Here is a 14,341-nt window from a genome sequence, read left to right on the forward strand (position 1 = left end):
ACGCGTAGATATTGGGCGGCACGAAAATGAATATTTTCGTTACGGCACAATGGCTTAGGTGTCAGGGATGGACGAGCATAGACACTGATGGATTAGCAGGTGGCGGAAGGGGTGGGATTCGAACCCACGGTACCCTTGCGGGCACGCCGGTTTTCAAGACCGGTGCCTTAAACCACTCGGCCACCCTTCCAAACCTTGAAATAGTTAGGCTTTTTGTCGGCGTCGGCAGCACAGATCTTGAACTGTGCTACCAGCTTGCTACCAACGGTCGTCGCTTTCTATGCAGCAAGTGCTCAAACGTCAACGCGCTGTACCCCGCGCGCGTACAGGGGGGGTGGGCTAATCTTCCTTCTTTGGGCGCTCCAGGTCCAGCCGCTCGATGCGCTCATCGATCAGCCGGTTCAGCTTCTCATCCTTCCGTGTATCCCTCCTGTAGAGGCTACCATGCAGGCCAAAGGCAACGAGGGGCAGGACAACAGCAAGGACCAGGAGATAGTAGAACCAGTCCATCTCGGGCAGCTTCTCTGCACGGCCAATTGGGAGAGAGTAGGCCAATCTGCGGTGAATTTTCACGGCTTTCCGATGTCGAGCTCAAGATAGCTTTGATGAAGGCTGACCGGCGTTTTCATGCCGTCAAAGAGCACGCGAACAGCTAATTTGCTTGCCTTGCCCGCGCCCACGACCGATCCGGTCGTATAGAGGGCTCTCTTCATTCGACTAGCGCCGAGTTCGCTCAGGTGGACCCGATCGCCGATTTGAAAAATTGGCTGTTCGGTTGGCAAATGATTGAAGCCGCGCAATTGAAAAACCTCGATCCGGAATTCCCTCTCCATCTTGTTTGGTGAGGTGGGCGGGACCGTCGCTCCGTGGCCCGGAGCGGCGATCCCTTATCGCGCGATGGTCGGGGTGTGGTGTGGATGTCGGCCAATCCGCACGACTAGGGATACAGTAAATCTGCAAATGCTCGTGGCAATTGCCATTCTGAACTAGCCCCAACCAGCGGCGCGATAGTCTGGCCCGTGGCGCAAAGGTGGTAGCGCGCTGCAGCAACCGCGAATCCTGATGGATGAAATTGGAAAGAGTCGTAACGTCATGGCCGGAGGTTGGCCGCTTCAGCCTCCGGTGTCGCCGTTAGCCCCAGCTCACCCCCTGAGCTGGGGCTCGCCGCATCACTGCTTCTCGAATTTTCTCCTCGAATATTCGGATCGTATCCAGGCTCGTTGGGATCGGTGATCGCAATTTCAATTGGGAACTATCCGCCCCCCGAATGATTAACCGAGTTAATCTTGGAGACTCGAGAATGTCGGATGAAGACATCGCTCTGCAGGCCGTAAGCGCCGCCCAGGAAATTCTTAAAGAGTATCTCGAACCTCGGCCGCGCACCAATGAACGGCTGATCCTTGACCGACTGGTTGAGGTACTTGAACAGCCCAGTCTTATCGTTGCAGTAAATCGGATGCAGCACGGCTATCGCTGAGCGTGCAGTCTGTGAGTGAGTTGGGCTGCGCGAGCGCTAGCCAATCTCTGGCCAACGCAAGCCATGCGATGCGATCGTCGGCATGCCGCGCTTCCGAAGCGCGCCTTTCACAATGCGCGGCCAACTCGTGTAAACGAGCCAGATCGTCGCGTAGAACGGGGCCAGCGTAGCGCGGCATCATGGTACGCGCTCTGGATTGGATCGGGATACCTGCGCAACGAGGGATTCCGTCAGCGTTTGCTTGACGTATTCGGCCTGCTCCTTCGTTAGCTTCTCGGCGAATGGGCCGTCTTTTTTGAGTTGCGCTGGCCCCTTGAGTTCCCGATCATAAACCATCCAGTCAGCGCTTCCCCTCCGAACCAGGAACCTGGCTTGTTGATGTGCTGTGTAATGCAACGATACCTCCCAAATGGCGGTCCGCCGGTCCTAAGAATACACACCAGGTGACCGCTTATTCCCGAACCGGGACACTGAAATTCCCGGCAGCCAATCATTTGCACAGTTCATGCCACTCCAATGCGGTTAGCTTGACCACCCCAGTCACAATCTTGGCGGTTGGAAAGTCGGGTTAAACGACGTCTTGCGCAAGAAACAGCCCCGTGCGCCAGTTGTCGCAGATTGTGACCCGCACCAGGGAGCGCATTAAACGCGCGAAACCGGCGCAGCGCACATCGCTGCGCGCCGGGTCAAGTCGATGCTGCGCCCTAGCGCGCGCAAGGTGTTCGGGAACTGAGCGACCTGTCGGTCGGAATAACCCATAGGCGAAGATCAGCCAACGCGGTATTCATGTTTCAGACGGAAACATGAGGGGCCGACACATCCATCTTCAATGGGTGTGGATGGCGTCGTAGACGTGGGCGCTAAAGATAGCCGCGCTCAAAAGCAGCAGCCCGATGACTGTGGCTTCGATCATGACACTTCCCCTTATCTTTTGCCGACGGTTTACAGACCAAATGTTTCAGGCCGGTTTCGCGGGCCGGTCAAAATGGTTTCACGGGAAGACCTGATGTCTGGGAATAGGCTGGGTGCTGCGGCCGACTGCGCGCCGTGGGGATGGACAGAATGTGCCCAAGTGCAGCCGAAATGGCCGGCATGCTGGCGAACGCCATTCTGCCGGCGTCACCGAACCCGGGCTGCGGCTCATTGCGACATGCACGCAACGGCGTTGACCGCGCGCGCCTAGCTTGGCCATCATGATGTTTATGAAGCGAGTCCTCTTCCTTTGCACCGGCAACTACTATCGCAGTCGATACGCCGAGGAGCTGTTCAATCACCTTGCGAGTGGCGAACGCCTGGCGTGGCGCGCATTTTCCAGAGGCGCGGCCGAACGCGGATCGCCCGACAATGTCGGGCCGATATCAGGCTTTGCCGACGAGCGTCTCCGCGCAACGGGCATCATACCGGCGGGCGCGGCGCGCTATCCGCAGCCATGTTCACTGGCTGACTTTGGCGATGCGGACCTGGTGATCGCGCTCAAGGAGGCGGAGCATCGTCCGCTCATTGAGCGCCGGTTCCCCGAGGCTGCCGGCAGGGTGACCTATTGGCATGTCGACGATATCGACTTTGCGCTTCCCTCGGTTGCGCTGGCCATGATCGATGACCGCGTCCGCGAACTGGTTTCAGCCCTCAGGTAATCGGTTTCCGTTTCAGGAAGATCGCCAGCGCATACTCCGCGGGGGCCGCCAGCGTACCGCTGAGACGTTCGAGCTCGTCGATGGCGACGATCGCAAGGCGGCCTTCGGTGACGGTCAACCTCTCGGCGGGCACGTCCCGCGCGAGAAACACCTCACCGCGAAGGCTGCGGTCTGGCGTTGAATAATCCGGTCCGGAATACCGGCCGATGAGCTCAAAACGCTCGAGCCGATCTCCTCGTGGACTTCGCGTACCACGCATTCCAGGAAGGTCTCGGTGCCTTCCCGGCGTCCGCCGAAAAGGCTGATCTTTCCCGGATCGGAGATGTAGGGAAGGTCGTCGCGCCGCTGCATCAGAAGGCGGCCATCCGTGCTGATGAGGAGGGCGGATGTTCCCTCTCTTACTCCTCCGCCCGCGGCGTCCAATGGGTCAGCCGAAAGCGAAGGCCAGCAGGCTCGAGCACAGCAGCACAAGGCTTGCTGCGGTCAGGGTCAGAAACCCGTCGGAGACCAAATCGTGATTACGCATGATACACCTGCCTTGATGTGATGCTCATCCGAATTGATTAAAGCTTTCCGAACATTCGCTCCAGGAAAGGGTGACGCGTCTTTCCGCCGTCCAACGGACCGTCAGGCCCGGTACCGATAGCCTTCCACGGCATGCGCCAAGAAGATCACCGCACTCACCAAGCCCATCACCGCTGTAACCGTCTCGATCATCGCAAACTTCCTTTGCGCCCCACGCCCGGGAGAAAACGATTGCAGCCTTGCACAGTCAAAAAGATTCAATTGTTGGAATCGAAGATGCGCCCCAACTGATGATTTGCTGCAACAGTGTGTCTGATCGCGGGACAGGCGAGGGCGCTTTGGACGGCGCAGGCTCCGTAGAACAACTGAGGAGGCGCAACAGGCAATTTACCAAGGTGCCATAGCCTCGCGGCTCACCGCATTTCCGCCGTGTTCCGGTTGCGATATTGTCGAGCGCTGGTGCGGAGGTGGGCCGCATCGTGACGAAAACGATCCCGACGCCTCGGAGTAGGCGAGGGTCCGGCAGAATGGTACTTGGGGCAGATGGGGACTAGACGGCCAGATTCGATGATCCGGACGGCGCGCGGCGCCGTTGCGGTGGCGACGTGCCTCGTCCTCGCCAATTGCGCCTCCTCGAACCAGTTCGCGAGCCGCGTCGATCCCAAATACGGCGTGTCGTCGAGCCCGCGCGTCGTCGCGCTCGGCGATCCCGTGCCGAAGGGTGGCGGCACCTACCGCGTGGGCAAGCCCTATGTCGTGGCCGGCCGCACCTATGTGCCGGAGGAGAACGAGAACTACCGCGCCGAGGGCATGGCGTCCTGGTATGGCGACGATTTCCATGGCCGCCTGACCGCCAATGGCGAGGTGTTCGACATGGGCTCGCTCACAGCCGCCCATCCGACCTTGCCGATGCCGAGCTACGCGCGCGTCACCAATCTGAGCAACGGCAAATCGCTCGTCGTTCGCGTCAATGACCGCGGGCCGTACCACGGCAACCGCCTCATAGACGTCTCGAACAAAGCCGCCGAACTACTTGAATTCAAAGGCAATGGCGTCGCCCTCGTCCGCGTCGAATATGTCGGCCGGGCGCCGCTCGAAGGGTCCGACGACCGCCAGCTGATGGCGACCTTGCGGACCGGTACGCCGGCGCCGTCACCGTCCATGGTGCGGGTCGCCTCGGCCCGGCCGTTCGTGCCGGAAATGACCTCCGCGGCAGGCCGTATCCGCGGCGATGTCCCGGTGCCAGAGGGACGGCCGTACAGCCTCGGCAACACCCAGGCCGACTATGCCTCGGTGAACGCCACCTCCGAAATGTCGGCCTCGAGCCGGTCGCATCGCCGCGCCCTGAACAATCCGCGCGAGGTCTCCTACGAGGGTGACGCGCGCTATGCCGCGACCCCAAGCCCGGCGGCAGCCTATGTGCCGATCGACGCGCGCGGACCGGCCGAAGTCCTGAGCGGACGCGGGCTCTACTGAATCAAGCTCTTGTGAATCAAGCTTTTGGCCTGATCATTTCAGAAACGCGATCAGCGCCGAATTGACCTCGTCAGGGCGCTCCTGCTGGATCCAGTGGCCGGCGCCCTCGATGATCAGCTTCTGCCGCAGGTTCGGCAGCGCGCGCTCCATGTCGGCAACCCGCTTGGCGCCGATCAGCCCGGTAATCACCGAATCATTCGAGCCGGCGATGAACAGCGACGGCTGATGGATCTGCGCATCCTGCCAGGGCGCGGTCAGCTCCCAGTTGCGGTCGAGATTGCGGTACCAGTTGAGGCCACCGCGGAAGCCGGACTGCCGGTAGGCCTCGGCGAACTCGGCGATGTCGGCCTCGGTTAGCCAGGCCGGCAGCGGCATTCCGGTCGGCAGCTTGCCGAGAAAGCCCTTGGCCTCATCGACGAACATCGAGCTCGGATCGGAGACACCGCGCCCCAGCACCAGCCGCATGGTGTGGGCGATGTCGCGCTCGAACTCGGCCTCCGCCACGCCGGGCGGCTGGAAATACTGCCAATAGAAATTGGTGACGCCGCTCTCGCGCAGCGTCTCGAGCGGACGACCACGCCCGCGGAACGGCGGCGGCACGCTGAGGCCGGCGACCTTGGTGAAGATATCCGGCCGGAACAGGGCCGCGTGCCAGGCCACCGGCGCACCCCAGTCGTGGCCGACGATCATCGCGTGCTTCTCGCCGAGCGCGGCCACCAGCGCGACCATGTCGCCGACGGTATCGAAGATCGCGTAGGCGCCAATGTCAGCCGGTGCACTGGTGCGGCCGAAGCCGCGCATGTCAGGGGCTGCGACCCGAAAGCCGGCCGCGGCGAGCGCTGCGATCTGGTGCCGCCATGAGTAGGACAGTTCCGGCCAGCCATGACAGAGCACGACCAGCGGGCCTTGCCCGGCCTCGCGCACGAACATGTCGATGCCGTTGGCGGAGATGGTGCGGGAGGGTGACATCGCGTTTCCGCCTTGTTTGCCGGTTCTGGTGTCGTGAGCTGGTTCGAAGGATATGGGTGTTCGGTACAGCCGGCAATCCGACCGGCGGTGCACAAGCGCAGAAACCTCAGTTGTTTGCGATACTTCCACCTGTTAGAACGCAGCCTTTCAGGACATCGCCGATGGCAACCCTAACCGCAGTTCCCAGCACGTCCCTAGCTCGCGCCGGGCGCGGCTGGCGTGGGCTGGTCGCGGCTCTGGTTGCGCTGGCGATCGGCTGCGGCGGGGTCGTCTACGCCGCCAACAACAGCGTCCAGGGCGCCAAGAAGGACGAGGGCGGGTTCGACGGCGATGCGCCGACCGCGATCCTGGTCGAGGCCTCCTCGGGCAGCGTGCTGTTCGAGAAGAACGCCGACGAGCTGCGCGCGCCCTCCAGCATGATGAAGCTGATGACGGCCGAGGTGGTGTTCGACGCCATCAGGAAAGGCGACATCAAGCTCACTGACGAGTACCGGATCAGCGAAAATGCCTGGCGGCGGGGTGGCGCGCCGTCGGGGACCTCGACGATGTTCGCGGCAATCAACAGCAAGGTCTCGGTCGACGATCTCCTGCACGGCGCGATCATCCCGAGCGGCAACGACGCCTGCATCGCGCTCGCCGAAGGCATCGCCGGCAACGAGCATACATTCGCGACCGACTTCATGACCAAGCGCGCCCGCGAGCTCGGCATGACGAAGTCGACCTTCGGCAATTCCAACGGGCTGCCCGATCCCGCCAACAAGATGACGGTGCGGGAACTCGCGCTGCTGGCGCGGCACATCATCCTGACCTACCCGGACAGGTACAAGCTGTTTGGCGAGAAGGAATTCACCTGGAACAAGATCCGCCAGCAGAACCGCAATCCGCTGCTCAACGCCTTGCCCGGCGCCGACGGATTGAAGACCGGCTACACCAAGGAAGGCGGCTACGGCATGGTCGGCTCGGCCGTGCAGAACGACACAAGGCTGATCGTCGTGGTCAATGGTCTTGAGGATTCCGAAGACCGCGCGACCGAAGCCAAGAAGATGCTGGAATGGGGGTTCCGCAGCTTCGAGACCCGGGTCCTGATCGCGGCCAATCAGCCGGTCGGCTACGCCCGAGTGTTCGGCGGCGAGAGCCGCTCGGTCAAGCTCGTCAGCCCCGATCCGATCAAGGTGATGGTCTCGAAGAACGGCAACGACAAGCTGCTGGCGCGTGTCGTCTATAACGGCCCCGTGAAGGCGCCAGTCGCAGCCGGCCAGAAGATCGGCGTCGTCCGGGTCTGGCGCGGCGGCAATGTCGCGATGGAGACGCCGGTGTTCGCGGCGGAGGCCGTCGGCACCGGATCGACGATGCGCCGCGCGCTCGACGGCGCCCAGGAGCTCGTCATCGGCATGTTCCGCGCCGGCGTCGAGAAGCTCTGACATGACGGAAGCAGCAGCCGAACGGCCGAGCTTGCGCGGTCGCTTCATCACCTTTGAGGGCGGCGAGGGGTCGGGCAAATCCACCCAGATCCGCAAGCTCGCCGAACGCCTCGATGCCGCCAAGCTGCGCGCGATCGTGACTCGCGAGCCCGGTGGCTCGCCGGGAGCGGAGATCATCCGCCATCTCGTCCTGTCGGGGATGGGCAAGCTGCTCGGGCCGGACGCCGAGACGCTGCTGTTTGCCGCCGCCCGCGACGATCATGTCCGCACTGTGATCCTGCCGGCGCTCAATCAGGGCATCTGGGTATTGTGCGATCGCTTCTTCGATTCCACGCGCGCCTATCAGGGCCAGCTCGGGCAGGTGCTGCCCGGCCTCGTCAACGCCATGCAGCGCGTCACCATCGGCGATCTCAAGCCTGACCTGACCTTCATCCTCGACGTGCCGGTCGAGGTCGGGCTGCAACGCGCCGCCGCGCGCCGCGGCGATGCGACGGCCGATCGCTTCGAGGCCGAGGGAATCAAGTTCCATCAGGATTTGCGCGAGGCGTACCAAAGGATCGCGGCTGAAGACCCGCAGCGCTGCGTTCTGATCGATGCCACGGCCGACCCTGATACGGTCGCGGCCAGGATATGGGCCGCGCTGCGCGAACATTTGCGCGCGACGTTCACGGCGGACAGTCCCGCATGAGCGCGCGCAAGGTCGAACAGGAGATTGCGGCGCGGCATCCGCGCGAAACGCCCGATCTGTTCGGGCATCGCGAGGCGGAGACCGCCTTGCTCGATGCCTATCGCAGCGGACGAATTCCGCATGCCTGGCTGATCGGCGGCGCGCAAGGCATCGGCAAGGCGACGCTGGCCTATCGCATGGCGCGGTTCGTGCTTGCATTCCGCAATCCGAAGTCATCCCAGGTTCAGGCGGCGCCGACGTTGCGGGTCGATCCCGCCGATCCGGTGGCGCGCCAGATCACCGCCGGTGCGCATGGCGGGCTGCTGGTGCTGGAGCGGGGCCTCAATGACCGCGGCGTGATGCGAACCGTGATCACGGTCGACGAGACACGGGAGACGATCCCATTCTTCGGCTCGACCGCCGCAGTCGATGGCTGGCGTGTCTGCATCGTCGACACCGTCGACGAGCTCAATCCCAACGCCGCGAACGCGCTGCTGAAGATCCTCGAGGAGCCGCCGCAGCAGTCGCTGTTCCTCCTGGTCAGCCACGCGCCGTCCCGGGTGCTGCCGACCATCCTGTCCCGCTGCCGCAAATTGCTGCTGCGGCCGCTGGAGACGGGCGACGTGGTGCGCGCGGCCTCGGCCGCAACCGACATGGCAGCCGACGATCCTGCGCTGGCTGAAGCCGCGGCAGCCTCCGAGGGCAGCGTCGGGCGGGCGCGGGCGCTGCTCGGCGGCGACGCGCTCAAGCTGCAGCAGCGCACGGCTGCGCTGCTCGCGACGCTGCCGAGCGTCGATCCGCGCGAGCTGCATGCGCTTGGCGATGCACTCGGTACCAGCGACCGCGTCGCGCTCGCCGCTTTCATCGACAGCATCGATCGCTGGATGAGCGAGCGTATGCGCAGTGGCGATGTCAATGCCAATCTGCCGCGCCTTGCACGGCTGGCGGAGGTATGGGAAAAGATCGTCCGCGCCGCACGCGATACCGAAGCCTACAATCTGGAGCGCAAGCCGCTGGTTTTCTCGGTGTTTTCGATGCTCGCGGAAGCGACCCGATAGGCGCCCCGTCTGAAGACACACCTGTCTGACAACACTCCCGACAATCTCGTTCGATCTGCAAAGGATTCCGTGGTGGCGACCGCTAAGAAGAAATCGTCGAAGAAGGCCAAGAAGACGAAGAAGGCATCGCCAGTTCGTGGGTCGAAGAAGAAGGCCGCAGCGAAGTCGCGTGCCGCCAAGAAGGGTGGGCGCGTCACCAAGAAGGTGAAGAAGGCGGTCAAGGCCAAGACGGGAGCCAAGAAGCCGGCGACGAAGAAAGCCGCTAAAAGGACCGTCAAGAAGGCCGCGAAAAAGACAACCAAGAAGGCTGCCGCGAAGGCCACCAAGGCTCCGCCAAAAAAGGCAGCCGCGGCGGCCGTGGCACCGGCTGCAAACAAGCCAGTTCCTCCGAAGCCCCCGGCTGCCGAGAAGGCCCCGAAAGCGGCAACGGTTCGCGCGCCGAAGCAACCCAAACCGGCTGCGGCTCCGGCGCCTGCATCCGTCTCGGCGCCCGCCGCGGACCGCGGCAACGCTTTCTACATCACGACCGCGATCGCCTATCCGAACGGCCAGCCGCATATCGGCCACGCCTATGAGGCGATCGCGACTGACGCACTGGCACGCTTCCAGCGGCTCGACGGCAAGGATGTATTCTTCCTGACCGGCACCGACGAGCACGGACAGAAGATGATCCAGACCGCGCAGGGCGAGGGGATGACCCCGTACGATCTCGCGACCCGCAACGCCGCGCGCTTCAAGGAAATGGACGAGCGGCTCAATGTCTCGTTCGACCGTTTCATCCGCACATCTGAACCTGCTCACCACAAGTCGGTGCAGGAAATCTGGCGCCGCATGCAGGACAATGGCGACATCTATATCGACGCCTATGCCGGCTGGTATTCGGTGCGCGACGAGGCCTATTACGCCGAGGATGAGACCACTGTCGGTGAGGACAACGTCCGCCGCGGCCCGCAGGGCACGCCGGTCGAATGGGTCGAGGAGAAGAGCTACTTCTTCAAGCTCTCGGCCTACCAGGACAAGCTCTTGCACCTTTATGAGAGCCAGCCCGATTTCATCGGCCCGGATTCCCGTCGTAACGAAGTGATGAGCTTCGTGCGGGGCGGGCTGAAGGACCTCTCGATCTCGCGCACCACCTTCGACTGGGGCGTCAAGGTCCCCAACGATCCCGAGCACGTCATGTACGTCTGGGTCGACGCGCTGACCAACTACATCACCGGCGTCGGCTACCCCGACGAGAGCGACAAGCGCTGGCGCTACTGGCCGGCCGACGTGCACATCATCGGCAAGGACATCATCCGCTTCCACGCGGTGTACTGGCCGGCCTTCCTGATGTCGGCCGGCATCCCGTTGCAGAAGCGGGTCTATGCGCACGGCTTCCTGTTCAACAGGGGCGAGAAGATGTCGAAGTCGGTCGGCAACGTGGTCGATCCCTTCAATCTGGCAAACCAGTACGGCGTCGACCAGGTGCGCTACTTCTTCCTGCGTGAGGTGCCGTTCGGCCAGGACGGCAACTACAACCACGAGGCCATCGTCGCGCGCATCAATGCCGACCTCGCTAACGATTTCGGCAATCTGGCGCAGCGCTCGTTGTCGATGATCGCAAAGCAGCTCGGCGGCGTGCTGCCGGAGCCCGGCGAGTTCAGCCACAACGACAAGGCGATGCTGGCGCAGGCCGACGCCATGCTGGAGACGTCGCGGACCGCGATGGCGACGCAGCAGATCCATCAATGGCTCAACACGGTCTGGGCCGTGGTCGCCGAGGCCAATCGCTACTTTGCCGGCGAGGCGCCGTGGGCGCTGGCGAAGACCGATCCTGCGCGCCAGAAGACGGTGCTCTATGTCACCGCCGAAGTCGTGCGGCAGATCGCGATCATGGCGCAGGCCGTGATGCCCGAATCCTGCGCCAAGATGCTCGACAGCCTCGGCATCCCCGCGGATGCGCGTAGCTTTGCCGCGATCGCCGAGCGGATCAGGCCGGGTACGGTTCTGCCGGCGCCGGTCGGCGTGTTCCCGCGCTACGTGGAACCGACGACCGAGTGAGCGGTTCGAAATTCATGCTGGTCGACAGTCACTGCCATCTCGATTTCCCTGACTTCGCCGACGATCTCGACGGGATCGTCGGACGCGCCGAGGCCGCCGGCATCGGCCGCATCGTCACGATCTCGACCCGGGTCAAGCGGCTCGGCGGCCTGCTTGCGATCACGGAGCGCTTTCCCGACGTCTACTGCTCGGTGGGCACCCATCCGCATCACGCCGATGAGGAAGACGGCATTCCGGCCAGCGACCTGATCGAGCTGACCAAGCATCCGAAGGTCGTCGCGCTCGGCGAGGCGGGGCTCGACTATTTCTATGAGCATGGTTCGCGCGAGGCGCAGGCGCGCGGCTTCCGCGCCCACATCGCCGCGGCGCGCGAAACCGGCCTGCCGCTCGTCATCCATACAAGGGAGGCCGACGAGGATTGCGGCCGTATCCTTGAGGAGGAGGTCGCGAAGGGCCCGTTCAAGGCCGTGCTGCACTGCTACACCGGTGGCCGCGAGCTCGCGATGAAGGCGATCGCGCTCGGGCTGTCGATCTCGTTCACGGGCATCCTGACCTTCAAGAAGTCGGACACCCTGCGCGCGCTGGCGGCCGAGTTGCCGGCCGACCGCATCATGGTCGAGACCGACGCGCCGTATCTTGCGCCCGGAAAATTCCGCGGCAAGCGCAACGAGCCGTCCTATGTCGTCGAGGTCGCCAAGGTGCTCGCGGAAACCCGCGGCGTCTCGCTTGAGGAGATCTCGCGGCAGACCACCGAAAACTTCTTCCGGCTGTTCTCCAAGGTGCCGGCGCCGCCGAAGGTTGCCGCATGACGCTGACACTGACCATCCTGGGCTGCGGCTCATCCGCCGGCGTGCCGCGCCCGGCGCTCGGCTGGGGCGCCTGCGATCCGAACAATCCCAAGAATCGTCGCCGCCGCTGCTCGATCATGGCCGAACGCACCATGGAGCACGGCACCACGCGTGTCGTGATCGATACCTCGCCCGATCTGCGCGAGCAGCTGATCGACGGCAATGTCGAGCACATCGACGCGGTGTTCCTGACGCATGAGCATGCCGACCAGACCCACGGCATCGACGATTTGCGCTCGGTGGTGCTGCATCAGCGCCGCCGCATCCCGGTCTACTTCAACCAGTCGACCGCCAAGGACATCATGGCGCGGTTCTCCTATTGCTTCATCTCGCCGGAAGGCAGCGACTATCCGCCGATCCTGACGCGGCATTCGATCGAACACGGCGAGAGCCATACGGTGCAGGGGAAGGGCGGCCCGCTGAAGCTCGAGGCCTTCCTGGTGCAGCACGGCCGAATCCCGGCGCTCGGCTACCGCATTGGCGACGCCGCCTACACGCCCGATCTGCACGACATCCCTAAGGAGAGCTGGCCGGCGCTTGAGGGTCTCGACCTCTGGATCGTCGACGCCTTGCGCTATGCACCTCATCCGAGCCATTTCAGCTTGGCCGATGCCTTGTCATGGATCGAGCGCTTCAAGCCGAAGCAGGCCGTCCTCACCAACCTGCATTCCGACCTCGATTACGAGGTGCTGCGGCAGAGCCTGCCGGCGGGCGTGATCCCGGCCTATGACGGCATGCGCCTGACGCTCGATCGGGCGGGCTGAAAACCTCGACAATCCCAGGCTAGAGCATCGGTTCTGTTGAATCAGAACCGATGCTCTAGCTTCTTGTTTTGACGCGTTTTCTTCACGCGAACCGGCGTCCACTTTCGCTCGAAAACGCTCTAGCCGGACGTCGCGCGTTGACCAAGGTCACGCGCGCTTCCGCTCGAGTTGATCGCACGACCTCGCAGCCGGGTATTGACCTCTTGCGCATTTTCGATATCGTTATGATCATAACAATATCGGGAGGCTCCCATGCCGGAAGCTCTGGCTGTGCAGGACTACACCGACCGCACGCGCTATGACGCCCTGATGGACGTCGTGAGGAACCGCCTGACGACGCGAGCCTTCGATTCCAGCTACGTGATGCCGCCAGAGCATTACGACATGATCCTGGAGGCGGCGCGGCACGCGCCTTCGGGCGCCAATGCCCAGCCCTGGCACTTCATCGTGGTCACGGACCAGGACCTGAAGAACCAGATCACGGAGTATTTCCGCGAGGAGCAGGTGGCGCGCGCCCGGCTCAAGATGAAGTTTCCAACGCCTGACTATCGCGGCCTCGCGTCGGCTCCGGGCTTCATCGTGGTCGCCAGCGACTTCCGCTGGGTGAAGGCGTTTCCCGTGCTCAACGACGGCTCCGAGCTCGACATGATGTACAAGGAGAATGCCGAGCGCATCCTGCTGCAGAGCGTGGCGGCTGCGACGATGTCGGCACACCTCGCGGCAGCGGCGCTCGGCTATAACGTCTGGTGGGTGACCGCGATCGGGCAGGAGAAGGCCCAGCAGGCGATGAAGCCGCTGCTCGGCATCCCCGAAGAATTGTCCGTGCTCGACATCATGTGCTTCGGCCCGCCGGCCAAGCCGCCCTACAAGCGCTGGAAGAAGAGCCTCGCGGACATCAGCAACCGGAACCGGTTCGATGCTTCCCATTTCATGACCGAAGCTGAGATCGACGAATGGGTTTCAACCACGCGTCACAAGGTGATGTACCGGGATGCAGCGAACGTCGACTAAAGCAGCGGCGCCGGTCCGCCGCCTCGCGTCGGACTACAGGCTCGAGGATCAGGTCGGCTTCCTGCTGCGCCGGGCCTATCAGCGCGCCTCGTCCAACCTTGTCGAGCGGATCGGGTCCTACGACCTGACGGCACCGCAATATGCGACGCTGGCCCGGCTTTACGAGCGCGGGGCGCTGTCGCAGAACCTGCTCGGCCGGCTCGTCGCGATGGAGCCGGCGAATATCCGCGACGTCGTGCTGCGGCTGAAGAAGCGCCGCCTCGTCGCAACGCGGCGCGACCCGACCGACAAGCGGCTGATCCTGATCGATCTGACCGTGGCTGGCGTCGCGCTGGTCGAGCAGTTGATTCCGATCGAGCTCGAGTGCACCGCGATGACGTTGGCGCCGCTGAAAGCGGGCCAGAAGGCTTTGCTGTACGAACTGCTCGGCCGTCTCACCGAGGATTGAGCG

At 63.4% G+C, this 14,341-nt stretch carries 17 protein-coding genes and 1 tRNA gene; 11 read left to right on the forward strand and 7 right to left on the reverse strand.

Annotated features, from left to right (window positions below; genetic code table 11):
• Window positions 1-100: 100 nt before the first annotated feature.
• The 3 genes from G6P99_RS24230 to G6P99_RS24240 form a co-directional block, all read right to left on the reverse strand.
• Window positions 101-190 (reverse strand) — tRNA-Ser (locus G6P99_RS24230).
• Window positions 191-339: 149 nt separating this feature from the next.
• A complete protein-coding gene (locus G6P99_RS24235; protein WP_156928655.1) occupies window positions 340-510 on the reverse strand; it encodes a hypothetical protein in 171 nt (56 codons plus the stop codon).
• Between the two features lie 59 nt (window positions 511-569).
• Entirely contained in the window at window positions 570-833 is a 264-nt protein-coding gene (locus tag G6P99_RS24240) for a hypothetical protein (RefSeq protein ID WP_156928654.1), read from the reverse strand.
• 467 nt (window positions 834-1,300) lie between these two features.
• Between G6P99_RS24240 and G6P99_RS24245 the strand changes: the two genes are divergently transcribed.
• Window positions 1,301-1,477 carry a hypothetical protein gene (locus G6P99_RS24245; RefSeq protein WP_165123641.1) on the forward strand — a complete coding sequence of 59 codons (177 nt, stop codon included), beginning with the start codon at window positions 1,301-1,303 and terminating at the stop codon, window positions 1,475-1,477.
• A 177-nt stretch (window positions 1,478-1,654) separates the two neighbouring features.
• Here the strand turns inward: G6P99_RS24245 and G6P99_RS24250 are convergent, their stop codons facing one another.
• Entirely contained in the window at window positions 1,655-1,873 is a 219-nt protein-coding gene (locus G6P99_RS24250; RefSeq protein WP_245284713.1) for a hypothetical protein, read from the reverse strand.
• Window positions 1,874-2,679: 806 nt separating this feature from the next.
• On the opposite strand from G6P99_RS24250, the gene G6P99_RS24255 reads away from it, so the two are divergent.
• On the forward strand, window positions 2,680-3,111 hold the full coding sequence (locus tag G6P99_RS24255; RefSeq protein WP_165123643.1) for a low molecular weight phosphatase family protein: 432 nt from the start codon (window positions 2,680-2,682) through the stop codon (window positions 3,109-3,111).
• Here the strand turns inward: G6P99_RS24255 and G6P99_RS24260 are convergent.
• Window positions 3,104-3,229 carry a hypothetical protein gene (locus G6P99_RS24260; protein WP_256375173.1) on the reverse strand — a complete coding sequence of 42 codons (126 nt, stop codon included), beginning with the start codon at window positions 3,227-3,229 and terminating at the stop codon, window positions 3,104-3,106. The two genes, G6P99_RS24255 and G6P99_RS24260, sit on opposite strands and share 8 nt — an antisense overlap.
• Window positions 3,226-3,462 (reverse strand): NUDIX domain-containing protein, encoded by a 237-nt coding sequence (locus tag G6P99_RS24265; protein ID WP_156928652.1) that lies wholly within the window; start codon window positions 3,460-3,462, stop codon window positions 3,226-3,228. The genes G6P99_RS24260 and G6P99_RS24265 overlap by 4 nt, the downstream gene beginning before the upstream one ends.
• 717 nt (window positions 3,463-4,179) lie before the next feature.
• On the opposite strand from G6P99_RS24265, the gene G6P99_RS24270 reads away from it, so the two are divergent.
• Window positions 4,180-5,112, forward strand: a complete 933-nt coding sequence (locus tag G6P99_RS24270) for a septal ring lytic transglycosylase RlpA family protein (RefSeq protein WP_084518501.1) — start codon at window positions 4,180-4,182, stop codon at window positions 5,110-5,112.
• Between the two features lie 33 nt (window positions 5,113-5,145).
• Here G6P99_RS24270 and G6P99_RS24275 read toward each other — a convergent pair whose 3' ends face one another.
• Window positions 5,146-6,081: an alpha/beta fold hydrolase gene (locus tag G6P99_RS24275; protein ID WP_165123645.1), complete on the reverse strand. Its 936-nt coding sequence runs from the start codon at window positions 6,079-6,081 to the stop codon at window positions 5,146-5,148.
• A gap of 161 nt (window positions 6,082-6,242) precedes the next feature.
• On the opposite strand from G6P99_RS24275, the gene G6P99_RS24280 reads away from it, so the two are divergent.
• The 8 genes from G6P99_RS24280 (at window position 6,243) to G6P99_RS24315 (ending at window position 14,338) form a co-directional block, all read left to right on the forward strand.
• Window positions 6,243-7,502: a D-alanyl-D-alanine carboxypeptidase family protein gene (locus G6P99_RS24280; protein WP_205751512.1), complete on the forward strand. Its 1,260-nt coding sequence runs from the start codon at window positions 6,243-6,245 to the stop codon at window positions 7,500-7,502.
• 1 nt (window position 7,503) lies between these two features.
• Complete coding sequence (tmk, locus tag G6P99_RS24285; RefSeq protein WP_029081814.1) at window positions 7,504-8,190, forward strand: dTMP kinase; 687 nt, start codon at window positions 7,504-7,506, stop codon at window positions 8,188-8,190.
• Complete coding sequence (locus G6P99_RS24290) at window positions 8,187-9,227, forward strand: DNA polymerase III subunit delta' (RefSeq protein WP_029081813.1); 1,041 nt, start codon at window positions 8,187-8,189, stop codon at window positions 9,225-9,227. The genes tmk and G6P99_RS24290 overlap by 4 nt, the downstream gene beginning before the upstream one ends.
• A gap of 72 nt (window positions 9,228-9,299) precedes the next feature.
• Window positions 9,300-11,267 (forward strand): methionine--tRNA ligase, encoded by a 1,968-nt coding sequence (gene metG, locus G6P99_RS24295; protein WP_084518513.1) that lies wholly within the window; start codon window positions 9,300-9,302, stop codon window positions 11,265-11,267.
• Window positions 11,268-11,281: 14 nt separating this feature from the next.
• Entirely contained in the window at window positions 11,282-12,076 is a 795-nt protein-coding gene (locus tag G6P99_RS24300) for a TatD family hydrolase (RefSeq protein ID WP_165128969.1), read from the forward strand.
• On the forward strand, window positions 12,073-12,879 hold the full coding sequence (locus G6P99_RS24305; protein WP_029081810.1) for an MBL fold metallo-hydrolase: 807 nt from the start codon (window positions 12,073-12,075) through the stop codon (window positions 12,877-12,879). The genes G6P99_RS24300 and G6P99_RS24305 overlap by 4 nt, the downstream gene beginning before the upstream one ends.
• Window positions 12,880-13,131: 252 nt before the next feature.
• Window positions 13,132-13,890: a nitroreductase family protein gene (locus G6P99_RS24310; RefSeq protein WP_029081809.1), complete on the forward strand. Its 759-nt coding sequence runs from the start codon at window positions 13,132-13,134 to the stop codon at window positions 13,888-13,890.
• The gene (locus tag G6P99_RS24315) at window positions 13,871-14,338 is read left to right on the forward strand and encodes a MarR family winged helix-turn-helix transcriptional regulator (RefSeq protein ID WP_051346380.1); all 468 of its coding nucleotides are present in this window, start codon (window positions 13,871-13,873) and stop codon (window positions 14,336-14,338) included. The genes G6P99_RS24310 and G6P99_RS24315 overlap by 20 nt, the downstream gene beginning before the upstream one ends.
• The last annotated feature ends 3 nt before the right edge of the window (window positions 14,339-14,341 follow it).

The sequence above is a fragment of the Bradyrhizobium sp. 6(2017) genome (assembly GCF_011058295.2).
Taxonomy (GTDB): Bacteria; Pseudomonadota; Alphaproteobacteria; order Rhizobiales; family Xanthobacteraceae; genus Bradyrhizobium; species Bradyrhizobium septentrionale.